At 73.0% G+C, this 13,874-nt stretch carries 15 protein-coding genes; 13 read left to right on the top strand and 2 right to left on the bottom strand.

Annotation, left to right across the window (positions count from 1 at the left end; genetic code table 11):
• Window positions 1-57 precede the first annotated feature (57 nt).
• The 5 genes from OG462_RS17375 (at window position 58) to OG462_RS17355 (ending at window position 4,438) form a co-directional block, all read left to right on the top strand.
• Window positions 58-597 carry a winged helix-turn-helix transcriptional regulator gene (locus OG462_RS17375; RefSeq protein ID WP_406058564.1) on the top strand — a complete coding sequence of 180 codons (540 nt, stop codon included), beginning with the start codon at window positions 58-60 and terminating at the stop codon, window positions 595-597.
• A gap of 76 nt (window positions 598-673) precedes the next feature.
• Window positions 674-970 (top strand): DUF6412 domain-containing protein, encoded by a 297-nt coding sequence (locus OG462_RS17370; RefSeq protein WP_406058562.1) that lies wholly within the window; start codon window positions 674-676, stop codon window positions 968-970.
• Window positions 971-1,120: 150 nt separating this feature from the next.
• Entirely contained in the window at window positions 1,121-1,861 is a 741-nt protein-coding gene (locus OG462_RS17365; RefSeq protein ID WP_406058560.1) for a YidC/Oxa1 family membrane protein insertase, read from the top strand.
• A gap of 137 nt (window positions 1,862-1,998) precedes the next feature.
• Window positions 1,999-2,856, top strand: coding sequence for a fumarylacetoacetate hydrolase family protein (locus tag OG462_RS17360; protein WP_030324860.1), 858 nt, complete (start codon window positions 1,999-2,001; stop codon window positions 2,854-2,856).
• 88 nt (window positions 2,857-2,944) lie between these two features.
• The gene (locus OG462_RS17355; RefSeq protein ID WP_406058558.1) at window positions 2,945-4,438 is read left to right on the top strand and encodes a choice-of-anchor A family protein; all 1,494 of its coding nucleotides are present in this window, start codon (window positions 2,945-2,947) and stop codon (window positions 4,436-4,438) included.
• A gap of 22 nt (window positions 4,439-4,460) precedes the next feature.
• On the opposite strand, the gene OG462_RS17350 is transcribed toward OG462_RS17355, so the two are convergent.
• Complete coding sequence (locus tag OG462_RS17350) at window positions 4,461-4,949, bottom strand: heme-degrading domain-containing protein (RefSeq protein WP_406058556.1); 489 nt, start codon at window positions 4,947-4,949, stop codon at window positions 4,461-4,463.
• Window positions 4,946-6,067: a Gfo/Idh/MocA family oxidoreductase gene (locus OG462_RS17345; RefSeq protein WP_406058554.1), complete on the bottom strand. Its 1,122-nt coding sequence runs from the start codon at window positions 6,065-6,067 to the stop codon at window positions 4,946-4,948. The genes OG462_RS17350 and OG462_RS17345 overlap by 4 nt, the downstream gene beginning before the upstream one ends.
• Window positions 6,068-6,152: 85 nt before the next feature.
• Here OG462_RS17345 and OG462_RS17340 point away from each other — a divergent pair, with 85 nt between their 5' ends.
• The 8 genes from OG462_RS17340 (at window position 6,153) to OG462_RS17305 (ending at window position 13,860) form a co-directional block, all read left to right on the top strand.
• Complete coding sequence (locus OG462_RS17340) at window positions 6,153-7,217, top strand: ROK family protein (protein ID WP_406058552.1); 1,065 nt, start codon at window positions 6,153-6,155, stop codon at window positions 7,215-7,217.
• 155 nt (window positions 7,218-7,372) lie between these two features.
• Window positions 7,373-8,323: a hypothetical protein gene (locus tag OG462_RS17335; RefSeq protein ID WP_406058550.1), complete on the top strand. Its 951-nt coding sequence runs from the start codon at window positions 7,373-7,375 to the stop codon at window positions 8,321-8,323.
• 50 nt (window positions 8,324-8,373) lie between these two features.
• Window positions 8,374-9,141, top strand: coding sequence for a GntR family transcriptional regulator (locus tag OG462_RS17330; protein ID WP_406058548.1), 768 nt, complete (start codon window positions 8,374-8,376; stop codon window positions 9,139-9,141).
• A gap of 135 nt (window positions 9,142-9,276) precedes the next feature.
• Entirely contained in the window at window positions 9,277-10,413 is a 1,137-nt protein-coding gene (locus tag OG462_RS17325) for a TIGR03364 family FAD-dependent oxidoreductase (RefSeq protein WP_406058546.1), read from the top strand.
• A 5-nt stretch (window positions 10,414-10,418) separates the two neighbouring features.
• On the top strand, window positions 10,419-11,105 hold the full coding sequence (locus tag OG462_RS17320) for a phosphonatase-like hydrolase (RefSeq protein ID WP_406058544.1): 687 nt from the start codon (window positions 10,419-10,421) through the stop codon (window positions 11,103-11,105).
• Entirely contained in the window at window positions 11,102-12,154 is a 1,053-nt protein-coding gene (locus tag OG462_RS17315) for an ABC transporter ATP-binding protein (protein WP_406058542.1), read from the top strand. The genes OG462_RS17320 and OG462_RS17315 overlap by 4 nt, the downstream gene beginning before the upstream one ends.
• Before the next feature lie 100 nt (window positions 12,155-12,254).
• Window positions 12,255-13,076: a 2-aminoethylphosphonate ABC transporter permease subunit gene (locus OG462_RS17310; protein ID WP_406058540.1), complete on the top strand. Its 822-nt coding sequence runs from the start codon at window positions 12,255-12,257 to the stop codon at window positions 13,074-13,076.
• Window positions 13,063-13,860 (top strand): ABC transporter permease, encoded by a 798-nt coding sequence (locus tag OG462_RS17305; RefSeq protein WP_406058538.1) that lies wholly within the window; start codon window positions 13,063-13,065, stop codon window positions 13,858-13,860. Before OG462_RS17310 ends, OG462_RS17305 begins: the two co-directional genes overlap by 14 nt.
• Window positions 13,861-13,874: the final 14 nt, after the last annotated feature.

The raw sequence follows: 13,874 nt of genomic DNA, 5'->3' as shown, positions 1-13,874 counted from the left end.
TTCGTGAGGGACCCAAGGTACCAGCAAGGTTCACTCAATGAACCTGGGTTGGGTACGATGGATCCCATGGCTCTCGGCAAGGACTACGCCCACCAGCAGTGCTCCATCGCCCGCGCCCTCGAAGTCGTCGGTGAGCGCTGGACCCTTCTCGTCGTCCGCGACGCCTTCTACGGCGTCCGCCGCTACAACGACTTCCTCACCCACCTCGGCGCCCCCCGCGCCGTCCTCGCCGCCCGCCTCCAGGCCCTCGTCGAGGCCGGGGTCCTCGACCGGCGCCGCTACCAGGAGTCGCCCCCGCGCGACGAGTACGTGCTCACCGAACGCGGGCTCGCCCTCTGGCCCGTGCTGCGCTCGCTCGGCGCCTGGGGGCGGGCCGAGGTCCCCGGCGCCGTACCGGTACGCCATTTCCACCACGCCGACTGCGGCACCGAACTCGGCCCGTACGGCGAATGCCCGGCCTGTCGCGTTCCCGTACCGCCCGCCGACGTCGAGATGCGGCCCGGCGCCGGGCTCGACCGGGACCCCGCCGACCCGGTCAGCCGCGCTCTCCTCGGCCCCCGCCGCCTCCTCGTCGCCCTGGAACACGCGAAGTCCTGAACTCGGGAACTCCTGGCGCGCCTCGCACGTCCTCACGGTGAGACACCACGTGACATGTGAGGAGAGGGGGAGCGGAATGACGACCGGGAGCCTTGCTCTGCGCGTCCTCGCGCCGCTGTTCTTCCTCCTCGCCCTCGCCGATCTGCTGCTCTCCGACGGCGGTGGCGTCTCCGCCGCCGTCGCGCTCGCCGTGACCAGCGTCGTCTGCGCCCTGTTCGGAGCCCGTACGGCCCCGGCCGTGCCACGCACCGCCGTCCGTACCGCCATCCGCGACCGTGAGCGGCGCACCGCCTTCCTGCCCCAGCGCGACCCCGACGCCGCAGGGCGTCGCAGACCCCGCGCTCCCGGCCGTCCCCTCCTGACGGCCGCGTAGGGAGCCCCGCACCACATCACCCCGGGCACGCTCACCGGAGTGCTCACCGGGAGTGCTCCCGGACACGCTCACCTGGCATCCCCCACGCGGATCCGTCATGCCGAGACCCGACATCTCCCCGGCACGACGAGACCCCACGGAGGGCTCCCCTTGTCCGTCATCCTTTCCGCCTTCGGCTCCCTGGTCGAGCGGCTCGCCGACCTGCTCCAGCCGCTCTTCGCCACCACCGCCACGGCCGCCGCGATCGTCCTCTTCACGATGCTCGTACGGCTCGCGATCCACCCGCTGTCCCGGGCCTCGGCCCGGGGGCAGAAGGCGCGCACCCGGATCGCGCCGGAGCTCGCCGCGCTCCGCAAGAAGCACGCCAAGAACCCCGAGCGGCTGCGGAAGGCGGTGACGGAGCTGCACGCGCGGGAGAAGGTCTCGCCGTTCGCCGGGATCCTGCCCAGCCTGCTCCAGGCGCCCGCGTTCCTGCTCATGTACCACCTGTTCGCCGGCGACCGGATGGCCGGGCACACCCTCCTCGCCGCCCCGCTCGGCGACCACTGGGCCGACGCCCTCTCCCACGGCGGCCTCCTCGGCCCGGCCGGGCGGGTCTACCTCGTCCTGTTCGCGCTCGTCGCCGCCGTGGCGACGTTCACGTACCGGCGCACCAAGGCGCAGCTCGCCGCCCAGCCCCTGGACCTGGGGCAGCCCACACCGGGCGCGGGCGCCATCGCCAAGGTGATGCCGCTGCTCTCCTTCGCCACCCTGATCACGGTCGCCGTCGTCCCCCTCGCCGCCGCCCTCTACGTCGTGACCAGCACGACCTGGACCGCCGTCGAACGGGCCCTGCTCTTCCGGGAGAAGGGCGAGAAGGAGAGTCCCGCGCCCGTTGCTACTCGCGCGTAAGGGTCCAGTGGCTGAACGGGGTCTTGCAGAGTGACCCGTTCTCTTGGAGGATCGACCAATCCTCCGATGGCCGCACTCCATCGGCCGGGGTACCTCAGGGCCCTTCCCGGGCCCGCCTCGACCACAGGGAGAAGTCCATGAAGCTGCTGCGTGTCGGCCCGCCGGGAGCCGAGCGTCCCGCCCTGCTCGACCAGGACGGGACGCTTCGCGACCTGTCCGCGCTGGTCGACGACATCGACGGCAGTCTGCTCGCCGACGCCTCCGCCCTCGACCGGGTACGGGCCGCCGCCGGTGCCGGTGTGCTGCCCGCGCTCGACGCCACCGGGCTGCGGGTCGGCCCGCCCGTCGGCCGGATCGGCAAGGTCGTGTGCATCGGGCTGAACTACCACGGGCACGCCGCCGAGACCGGCCAGGCCACCCCCGCCGAGCCCGTCGTCTTCCTCAAGGCCGCCGACACGGTCGTCGGCCCGGACGACACCGTGCTCGTCCCGCGCGGCTCGGTGAAGACCGACTGGGAGGTGGAGCTCGCCATCGTCATCGGCCGCACCGCCCGCTACCTGGAGACGGACGAGGAGGCCCTCGCGCACGTCGCCGGGTACGCCGTCGCCCACGACGTCTCCGAGCGTGAGTTCCAGATCGAGCGCGGCGGTACCTGGGACAAGGGCAAGAACTGCGAGACCTTCAACCCGCTCGGCCCCTGGCTGGTCACCGCCGACGAAGTACCCGACCCGCAGGCGCTCGGCCTGCGGCTCTGGGTCAACGGCGAGCTCAAGCAGGACGGTCACACCTCGGACCAGATCTTCCCGGTCGCCGAGGTCGTCCGGTACGTCAGCCGGTTCATGACCCTCTACCCGGGCGACATCATCAACACCGGCACGCCCGCGGGCGTCGCCATGGGGCAGCCGGAGCCCAAGCCGTACCTGCGCCCCGGTGACGTCGTCGAGCTGGAGGTCGACGGGCTCGGCCGGCAGCGGCAGGAGCTCAAGAGCGCCTGATCCCCGATTGCATCCTTCCTCCGGGAAAACGGCGACGCCCCGCGTGGGGCGTCGCCATTTTCATATCGTTTTTTGCATATTGCCGGATATGGAACCCATCACGCACGAGCGACGAGGCGACCGGCGCCGTCTCGCCGTCATCGCCGCCTCCACGGTCGCGGCCACCGCGCTGGTCGGCGCGCTCGCCGTCAACGGCTGGGCCGACCCGCTCCCGGGCGGCCTCGGCCCCTGCCTGCCGGGCAACTGCCCCACGGGCCCTTACCCCGACATCGGCAGCGGTGAGGTCAAGTACCGCGACAACAACATCAACATCTATGTCGGCGGCGACATGCTCGTCCGTGAGGCCGCCGCCGAGGCCGAGGGCAAGGTCGTCGTCCTGGGCGGCTTCGACATGAACAAGCGCGCCGGCGTCTCCAGCGTCTACAACGTCGGCGTCGCCGGTGTCGGCTCGCGCGTCCCGCCGGACAACGGCACCGACTTCCTCACCGTCGGCAAGAACCTGACCGTCGCCACCGACCAGCGGCTGCTCGCCGAGGAGGGCAAGGTCAGCGGCGTCGTACGGTACGGGGGCGCGCTCTCCGGCACGGTGAACCCGACCCCGGTGAAGGACGCCGACGCCGCCGCTCCGTACGCCGCGCTCCGCGACCGGCTCACCGACGCCAGCCAGTGCTACGCGTACGTGAACGGCGCCTCCCGCACCCCCACCGGCACCGCCGTGAACAACAGCACCGAGACGGTCTTCACGGGTGACGGCACGTCGAAGCTCCAGGTGTTCACCGTCGAGTTCGACCTGGAGTCCACGAGCGGCGGCCAGCAGGGCATCCGCTTCGACAGGATCCCGGCCGACGCGACCGTCCTCGTCAACGTCCTCGGCGCCGACCGCACCGTCGACTCGTACATCAACCAGCTGCCGGACGGCCTGCGCGAGCGGGTCCTGTGGAACTTCCCCGACGCCACCGCCGTCAAGTTCGAGGGCACGGCCCAGTTCGCGGGCAGCGTGCTGGTCGGCGACCAGGCCAGCACGACGACGATCACCATGCCGGGTATGAACGGCCGGTTCTTCACCACCGGAAACCTGACGCACGCCTCGGAGACCACCGGCGGAGGCGGCCAGGAGATCCACGCCTACCCGTTCAACGGCGACCTGCCGTCCTGTGTGAACACCACGCCCACCCCCACACCGACGGACCCGACCCCGACGCCGACGGATCCCACGCCGACCCCGACCGACCCCACGCCCACTCCTACGGACCCCACGCCGACCCCGACCGACCCGACACCCACACCGACGGACCCGACCCCGACACCGACCGATCCCACCCCCACCCCCACCCCCACCGATCCCACGACCGGCGGGTCGACGAACGGCGGCAGTGACGGCGGATACGGCGACGACGGCGGGTACGGGGACTCCGGCGGGTACGGGGGCTCCGGCGGCGGCCACCACGGCCCCCACGGCGAACTCCCCGAGACCGGCGCGGGCACCGGACAGATCGTCATGGGTGCCACCGCCGTCGGTCTCGCCCTCGGTGGCGGCGCGCTCGTCGTCGTGAGCCGGCGCCGGCGGAGGCGGCTGGGCTGAGCGTACGGACCGGCCGGCGTCGTCAGCCGGAGAGCGAGGCGAGCAGGCGGTCCAGCGCCTCGACGACCATGGCGTGGTCCTCGGCCTGCGGCAGCCCCGAGACCGTGACCGAGCCGATCACGCCCACGCCCTCGACCGCGACCGGGAACGCGCCGCCGTGCGCCGCGTACCGGTCGGGGTCGAGGCGTGAGGACGCCTCGAACGTCGTCCCCTTCGCGCGGAACCGGGCGCCGACCAGGAACGAGCTCACGCCGTACCGCTCGACGACCCGTCGCTTGCGGTCGATCCAGGCGTCGTTGTCCGCGCTCGACCCCGGCAGCGCGCAGTGGAAGAGCTGCTGCGGCCCGCGCCGGATGTCGATCGCGACCGGTGCGCGGCGTTCCCGTGCCATTTCGACGAGGAGGGTGCCGAGCGTCCAGGCGTCCTCGTACGTGAAGCGGGGGAGGACGAGGCGGGCCTCCTGGGCCTCGATGTCGCTCACCTCCTGGCCGCTCACCTCCTGGTCACTCACAGCGTCACCGTGATTCCCTCGTGGGCGGACTTCTTCGCCGCCTCCAGGACGTCGAGCGCGGCCGCGGCCTCGTGCGCCGTCACGGGGTTCTCGCCGGTGCCGCGCAGGGCGGCGGCGACGGCCGCGTAGTACGCCGGGTAGTCGCCCGGCAGCGACTCGACCGGGGTCCCGCCGCCGGTCAGCGGCGACTCGCCGGCGCCGAGCCTGCCCCACAGCTCCTCCGGTTCCGCGCCCCACACCGTGCCCGGCACGGGCCGCAGCCCCTCGCGGAGGGCCGCCTCCTGCGGGTCGAGGCCGTACTTCACGAAGCCCGCGCGCTGCCCGAGCACCCGGAAGCGGGGGCCGAGCTGGGCGGTGGTGGCGCTCACGTACAGGTGCGAGCGGACGCCGTTCGCGTGGGTGAGTGCGAGGAACGTGTCGTCGTCGGCCTCGGCGCCCGGCCTGCGGACGTCGGACTCGGCGTAGACGGAGACGACCGGACCGAAGAGGACCAGGGCCTGGTCGACGACATGGCTGCCGAGGTCGTAGAGCAGCCCGCCGATCTCCGACGCCGCGCCGGACTCGCGCCAGCCGCCCTTGGGGAGCGGACGCCAGCGCTCGAAGCGGGACTCGAAGCGCTGGATCTCGCCGAGCGCCTTCTCGTCGAGGAGGTGGCGGAGGGTGCGGAAGTCGTTGTCCCAGCGGCGGTTCTGGAAGACGGAGAGCAGCAGGCCCCGCTCCTCGGCGAGCGCGGCGAGGGCGCGGGCCTCGGCGGCGGTCCCCGCCAGCGGCTTGTCGACGACGACCGGCAGGCCAGCCTCCAGGGCGGCTGTGGCGATCGCCACGTGCGTCTTGTTCGGGGAGGCGACGACGATCAGGTCGAGCTCGTCCGCCGCGCCTTCCGTCCACAGCTCCTCGGGGGTGGCGACGACCCGGACGCCGGGGTGCGCGGCGCGGGCCTCGGCGGCCCGCTCGGGGTTGCCGGTGGTGACGGCGGCGAGGACGAGGTCCTCGGAGGCGGCGATCAGCGGGGCGTGGAAGACGGAGCCCGCGAGGCCGTAGCCGACGAGTCCGACGCGGAGGGGGGTGCGGGGGGAGGTGCCGGTCGCGTCCGGGCCGGTCATGTCGGTGCCAGTCATGCTTCTCACTTAAGCAACGGTGTTGCCAAAGTGCAAGCGACAGCGACAATGGGCAGGTGAAGACGGACCTGAGTGGAGTGGTGGAGTGAACGTGCCGGCCCTGCGCAGCCCCAACGCGGCGCTCGTGCTCGACCTGCTGCGCACGGCGGGGGAGGCCGGCATCAGCCGCCTCGAACTCGCCGAGCGGACCGGGCTCACCCCGCAGGCCGTCAGCAAGATCACCGCGCGGCTCCGGGCCGAGGGTCTCGCCACGGAGGCCGGCCAGCGCGCCTCGACCGGCGGCAAACCGCGTACGGTCCTGCGGCTCGTCCCCTCCGCCGGGTACGCCGTCGGCGTCCACCTCGACCGCGACGAGCTGACCACCCTCCTCACCGACCTCGCGGGCACGGTCGTCGCCCGGCGCACGCGCGCCGTGGACCTCGGCGAGGGGGCGGGGCCCGTCCTGGACGCGGTGACGGAGGAGGTGCGGGACCTGCCGGCCATAGCCGGATCGCGAGCCGGTGCCGAAGCGCCCGCCCCCGTCCTCGGCGTGGGGGTCGCGATGCCCGGACCGCTGGACCACCGCGCGGGGGTGCCGGGCCGCGTGACGGGCTTCCCCGAGTGGGAGGGCCACCCCGTCCGCGAGGAGCTGGCCGGGCGCCTCGGGCTGCCCGTCGTCCTCGACAAGGACACCAACGCCGCCGCCCTCGGCCTCGCCGTCCGCCCCGCCGCCCCGGGCTCCTTCGCGTACGTCCACCTCGGTACGGGTCTGGGTGCGGGTCTCGTCCTCGGCGGGGCGCCGCTACGGGGGGACAGGACGGGCGCGGGCGAACTCGGCCACCAGACCGTGCAGCTCGACGGGCCCCCGTGCGGCTGCGGCGGGCGCGGCTGCCTGGAGGTCCTGTGTCTGGCGGCGGTCGCGCGCGGCGACGTCGCCGAGGCCGCGCGCGTCCTCGGCGCGGGCGCGGCCAACGTCGTACGGCTCCTCGACATCGACCAGGTGCTGCTCGGCGGCCGTGTGGTCCTGGGTGCGCCGGACGTGTTCGCGGACGGGGTGCGGGAGGTCCTGGCAGGGCTCGGGCTGACGGCGCCGGTGGGGGTGGCGGGGGAGCGGGACGCGGTGGCGGAGGGGGCGGCGTGGCTGATCCTCGCCCCGGTCTTCGGAAAGTAGACAGAGAGGTAAAGAGGCAGATGTGAAAGTAGGCCGATCGGACGGATCTGCCTACCCGTCCGAGTGCGCGCCCGGCGTCGCTCCCGGGCCCGCCCTCGCCGCCATGGCAGCGTCGCGGCCGACCCGTACGCCCGCGAGCAGCAAAGGCCCGCCCCATGGCATCCGCCCCCCTGCGACCGCGTCGCGCCCGCGCCCTGACCACGGCCGCGCTGGCGGCCACCGCGATCGGCCCTCTGACCTGCGCGGCGCCCGCCCTCGCCGCGCCCGCCCCGGCCGTCCCCGCCCGGTCGGAGCCCGCGCCCGCGCCCACGGCCCCCGCCCCGGCGCAGGCCGCGCCCGCCATCCCCGCCCCCGATCCCCCCGCCCCCACCTGCGGCACCCCCTCCGGGTCCGTCTTCCCCCTGGACACCCGGATCCACGACGGGCCGGTGGACTACCCCGCAGGGGGCCGCCTCCAGGAGTGGAAGCTCGACCTCACCAACACCACCGACGCCTCCTGCTCCGGCATCCACCCCGTCCTCGTCCTCACCGACGGCGAGCGGGTCCTGCGGCCCGAGCAGATCCGGTTCGAGTTCTACGACGACGGGTCCGCGCGCTGGCGGCCCGTGACCTTCGAGGCGACCGAAGAGGCGGAGAACGTGGGAGCGTTCACCGGTTTCGGCGGCTTCACGGTGCCCGCCGGTCACACCCTCACCGTCCCCGTACGCCTCGCCTTCCGCGCCGGGACCGCCCCCGACGAGGTCGTCGTGAACGCGGCGGTCGTGCAGCGCCGGGGCGCCGACGGCGACTGGGTCGGCGAGTCCGGCGACTACCACCTGACCGTCGGCCCGGCCGACCCGACCGGCCCAGACGACCCCGCACCTGACACATCCGGCACAGCGGCCCCGGTCGACCCCGCCCGGCCCCCCGGGACCGCGCCCAGCCCGCCGGGCTCGACCACCGTGGGCCCCCGGGACCCCGTACTCGCAGGTTCGGATCACGAACTCGCCCGTACGGGACGGGAGTCGGAGGAGTACGCCAAGCTCCTCGCCCCGCTCGCCGCCGCGCTCGTCGCCCTGGGCGTCGTCCTCTTCCGATCCGCCCGCCGTCGCGCCCGGCACCGGTGAGCCACGTTGCGTACACCTTCCCGTTCATACCCGTCTGCGACCATCCCCCGGTGAACTACCAGAACGCCCCCAGCACCCCCGGTGCCCCCGTCAACTCCGGCATCCCGGAGCACGGACGCGTGCCCAAGTACTACGCCGTGAAGGCGAAACTCGCCCTGATGGTCGACGAGTTGGGGGAGGGTGGGCTGCTGCCCACCGAGCGTGACCTCGCCGTCCGGTACGAGGTGTCCCGCGAGACCCTCCGGCAGGCGCTGCGCGAACTCCTCCTGGAGGGACGGCTGCGCCGCCAGGGCCGGGGCACGGTCGTCGCGGGACCCAAGCTCGAACAGCCGCTCTCGCTCGCGAGCTACACGGAGGGCGTCCGCCGCCAGGGCCGCCGCCCCGGCCGCACCCTGATCTCGCTCGACCGGTTCCCCTGTCCGGAGGCCCTCGCCCCCGAGGTCGGCGCCGAACGCGGGGAGCCCGTCTGGCACATGGAGCGGGTGCTCCTCGCCGACGACGAGCGGGTCGGCCTGGAGAGCACGTACGTCTCCGAGGCCCGCGCACCCCACCTGGACACCGAGTTCGACCCGGACTCCTCCTTCTACTCCTACCTCCACGACCACCTCGGCATCTCCTTCGGCGACGCCGACGAGCGCATCGAGACGGTGCTCGCGACCCCCCGCGAGGCCCTCCTCGTCGGCACCCCGCCGGCGCTCCCGATGCTGCTGCTCCACCGCGTCTCCCGGGACACCGCCGGACGGCCCCTGGAGCGCGTCCGCACCCTCTACCGGGGCGATCGCTTCAGCTTCACCGCCCACCTGGGGCAGCAGGGCTGAGCCCCCACAAGACCACAAGCCGGGCACGGTAAATCACGAAACGATAACGGGTCTGGTCCAAGCTTGTCGGTCCGTTCACCGTCCCGTCGCCCACCGGCCCCGTCCGGGTCACCCGATCCCAGGACCGTCGACGGCATGAAGGTGATCGTCGTAGGAGCCGGCGTGGTGGGAACCATGCACGCCTGGCACGCAGTGGAACGCGGCCACGAGGTCGTACACATCGAGCGCGAGGCCGAGGCGCGCGGAGCATCCCTCCGCAACTTCGGCCAGATCTGGGTGAGCGGACGGGCGGGCGGAGAGGAGCTGGACACCGCCCTGCGCGCCCGGGAACTCTGGGAGGGCATCGGGGCCCGGGTCCCCGGCCTCGGCTTCCGGGCCATCGGCTCCCTCACCCCCGTACGGAACGAGCTGGAGCTCGCCGTCGCCGAGGCCGCCGTGGCCCGCCCCGACGCCGCCGCCCGCGGCTACAAGCTGCTGACGGCCGGCGAGGCCCTCGCGGTCAACCCGGCCCTGCGGGGCGCGTTCGAAAAGGGAGTGGCCGAGGCGGCGCTCTGGTGCGAGCGGGACGCGGCCGTCGAGCCCCGCCTCGCGCAACTCGCCCTCCGTGAAACGCTCCTGGCCACCGGGAAGTACACCTTCCTGCCGAACCGAGAGGTCCGCGACGTCGTCGGAGAGGACGCCGTCCGCGACGACCGGGGCGAGATCCACACCGGCGACGCCGTCGTCCTGTGCACCGGCGCCGCGCTCTCCGGCCTCGTCCGCGAGGTCGCCGGCGAGATACCCGTCCGCCGCGTCCGGCTGCAGATGATGCAGACCGAGCCCCTCGGCGAGCCGCTCACCACCTCCGTCGCCGACGCCGACTCCTTCCGCTACTACCCGGCCTACGCCTCCGAGGCCCTGGACGCCCTCCAGGCCGCGCAGCCGCAGGACCCGACCGCCGCCGCCCACAAGATGCAGCTGCTCATGGTGCAGCGCCTCGACGGCGGACTGACCATCGGCGACACCCACGAGTACGAGCACCCCTTCGCGTTCGACACCCTCGAAGACCCCTACGAGCACCTCACCCGCGTCGTCGAGTCCTTCCTCGGCCGCCCGCTGCCGAAGATCAAGCGCCGCTGGGCCGGGGTGTACGCGCAGTGCGTCGACCCCAGCCGGGTCGTCCACCGCCAGCGGGTCCGCGACGGCGTGTGGCTGGTGACCGGGCCCGGCGGCCGCGGCATGACCTGCTCGCCCGCCATCGCCGAGACGACCGCGAACGAACTGGGCTGGTGAACACCGTGACCGAGAACCCCAAGCACACCCTCGTCGTACTGGACATGGCCGGCACCACCGTCGCCGACGGCGGCCTCGTCGAGCAGGCCTTCACCGCCGCCGCCGAGCGCCTCGGCGAAGACCCGGCCACGATGATCGACTACGTCCGCGCCACCATGGGCGAGTCCAAGATCTCCGTCTTCCGCCACCTCTTCGACGGCGACGAGACCCGCGCCAAGCAGGCGAACCTCGCCTTCGAGGCGGCATACGGAGAGCTGGTCTCCGCCGGCCGGATCGCCCCGATACCCGGCGCGGCCGAGGCGATCGCCGAGCTGAAGGACCAGGGCCGGACGGTGGTCCTCACCACCGGGTTCGCCCGGGTCACCCAGGACGCGATCCTCGACGCGCTCGGCTGGCGCGACCTGGTCGAGCTGACCCTCTGCCCGGCCGACGCCGGCGGCCGGGGGCGCCCGTACCCGGACATGGTCCTCGCGGCCTTCCTCCGTACCGGAGTCGTCGACGACGTCCGACAGCTCGTGGTCGCGGGCGACACCTCGTACGACATGCTCAGCGGGGTCCGCTCGGGCGCCGGGATCGTCGCGGGCGTCCTGACGGGCGCGCACGACGAGGCGGCGCTCAAGGAGCACGGCGCGACGCACGTACTGGCCTCGGTCGCCGAACTCCCCGCGCTGATCAGGGAGTCGGACGCATGACCAGCGGCATCCGCTTCGACGCCGTGTCCGTCGCGTACGGCGGCACCACCGTTCTCGACCGCCTCGACCTGACCGTCGAGCCCGGTGAGGTCATGGCCCTCCTCGGGCCCTCGGGCTCCGGCAAGACCACCGCGCTGCGGGCCGTCGCCGGGTTCGTGCGGCCGGCCTCCGGGCGGGTGCTCATCGGCGACCGCGACGTCACCGGACTCCCGCCGTACAAGCGGGGGATCGGCATGGTCGTCCAGCAGTACGCCCTGTTCCCGCACCTGCGGGTCGAGGCCAACGTCGCCTTCGGCCTGAAGGCGCAGAAGGTGCCGAAGAGCGAGATCCCCGGCCGGGTCGCCGAGGCCCTGGAGATGACCGGCATGGCGGCCTACGCCCACCGGTACCCCCGGGAGCTCTCCGGCGGCCAGCAGCAGCGCGTCGCCATCGCACGGGCGCTCGCCATCCGGCCCAAGGTCCTCCTCCTCGACGAGCCGCTCTCCGCGCTCGACGCCCAGCTGCGCTCCGGGATGCTGGCCGAACTCGCCCGCCTCCACCGTGAGTTGCCCGACGTGTCGATCCTGTACGTCACCCACGACCAGGTCGAGGCGCTGACCCTCGCGGACCGGATCGCCGTCATGGACAAGGCCCGGCTCCAGGACTGCGGCACCCCGCAGGACCTGTACCGCAGGCCGCGTACGGAGTTCACGGCCTCGTTCGTCGGCAACGCCAACCTGCTGCCGGTGACGGTCGGCACGGACGGGGTCGTCTTCGAAGGGACCGAGCTGAAGGTCGCGGTCTCCGGCGCGGCCCCCGGGTCGGCCGCCACGCTCTGCCTCCGCCCCCACCTGGTCGGCCTCGGCGAGGGCCCGAACCCGCTCCGGGGACGGATCGTCGAGGTCCAGTGGCGCGGGTCCACGCACCGGCTGTACGTCGAGATCGGCGGCCACCGCGTGAAGGCGGACGTACGGGAGCTGCGGGAGACGCCATTGCTCGGGGCCGAGGTCGCGCTGCACTTCGCGCCCGAGGACGCGGTGCTGCTGGCCGCAGGGGTGAACGATGGCTAGTCGGGCTCCAGGCTCCGTCAAGGAGCACTCCGCAACCGGCGTTGTGCCCACCCTCCCCCAGGCTTCGTCCGGGGGGACCCCCATCGCCCCTGCGGAACAGATGCCCGCAACGAGGTCCCGGCGATCAACCCCCGCATGGGTCTGGGCCCTTCCCCCCGTCGCCGTACTCGCCGTCGTCTTTCTCTACCCCCTCGCGCTCGTCGTCCAGGAGTCCCTGGCGCCCGGCGCCTACGGTGACGTCTTCGCCTCCGCGTCCTTCCGCGAGGCCCTCGTCACCACGGTGTGGCTCGCCGTCGCCGCCACCGTCGGGTGTCTGGTCCTCGGCTTCGTGCTCGCGGTCGTGATCGCGTTCGTGCCGTTCCCCGGCGGGAAGGCGGTGTCGAAGTTCATCGACGTCTTCCTCTCCTTCCCGTCCTTCCTGATCACGCTCGCCCTGCTGTTCCTCTACGGCACGGTCGGCATGGCCAACGGCGTCTGGACGGATGTCACCGGGGATCCCTCGGGCCCGTTCCGGTTCCTGACGACCCCGTGGGGCGTCCTCCTCGCCGAGATCACGTACTTCACCCCGTTCGTGATGCGGCCGCTGCTCGCCGCCTTCTCGCAGATGGAGACGGCCCAGCTGGAGGTGGCCTCCTCGCTCGGCGCGCGGCCGCTGCGGATCGTCCGGCAGGTGATCCTGCCCGAGGCGCTGCCCGCGCTGGCCGCCGGCGGAAGTCTCGTCCTCGTCATGTGCCTCAACGAGTTCGGGATCGTGCTCTTCACCGGCGCAAAGGGCGTCACGACCCTCCCGATGCTCGTCTACAGCAAGGCGATCCTCGAATCCGACTACGCGGCCGCCTGTGTCGTCGCCGTCGTCAACGTCGCGCTCTCCGTGGGCCTCTACGTCCTGTACCGGGGGGTGAGCCGCCGTGCTGGTGCATAGCCGTACGGGCAGGTGGACGGCCTGGGTCACGTTCGCCGTCCTGTTCGTCCCGCTCTTCGCCCTCCCCCTCCTGGTCATCGTCGCCGCCTCGTTCTCCACGAACTGGTCCGGCGCCTTCCCCTCCGGGCCGACCGCCGGGCACTACGCGGCGGCCGTCCGCGGGGAGTCCCTCCAGGCACTCACCACCAGCCTGATCACGGCCGTCACCGCGAGCCTGATCGCGCTGACCGTCGGCACCTGGGCCGCGCTCGCCGGGGCCGCGCTCGGCAAGAAGGGCAAGCGGATCCTCGACGCGCTGTTCATGCTGCCGGTCGCCGTGCCGTCCGTGGTCGTCGGCCTGGCCGTCCTCGTCGCGTTCTCGCAGCCGCCGGTGCTCCTCAACGGCACCCGCTGGATCGTGATCCTCGCGCACACCGTGCTCGTCACGGCGTTCGCCCACCAGTCGGTCTCGGCCGCGATCCAGCGGCTCGACCCGATGTACGAGCAGGCGGCGGCCAGTCTCGGCGCCCGCCCCTCGTACGTCCTGCTCCGGGTGAAGCTGCCGCTCCTGCTGCCGTCCGTGAACGCGGCCGCCGGACTCTGCTTCGCCCTGTCCATGGGCGAGTTGAGCGCCACGATGATGCTCTACCCGCCGGACTGGATGCCGCTCCCGGTGCTCATCTTCACGGCCACCGACCGCGGCTCCCTCTTCACCGGATCGGCGCTCGCCGTGGTCCTCATGACCGCGACCCTGCTGGCCCTGCTCGCCGTCTCCCGTATCCGTACCAAGGCTTCCTTCCGCTAGAGATCCTCAAGATC

Origin of the sequence: Streptomyces sp. NBC_01077 (genome assembly GCF_045162855.1) — a bacterium.
Classification (GTDB): Bacteria; Actinomycetota; Actinomycetes; order Streptomycetales; family Streptomycetaceae; genus Streptomyces.
This window is presented reverse-complemented; position numbering and strand designations above follow the sequence as displayed.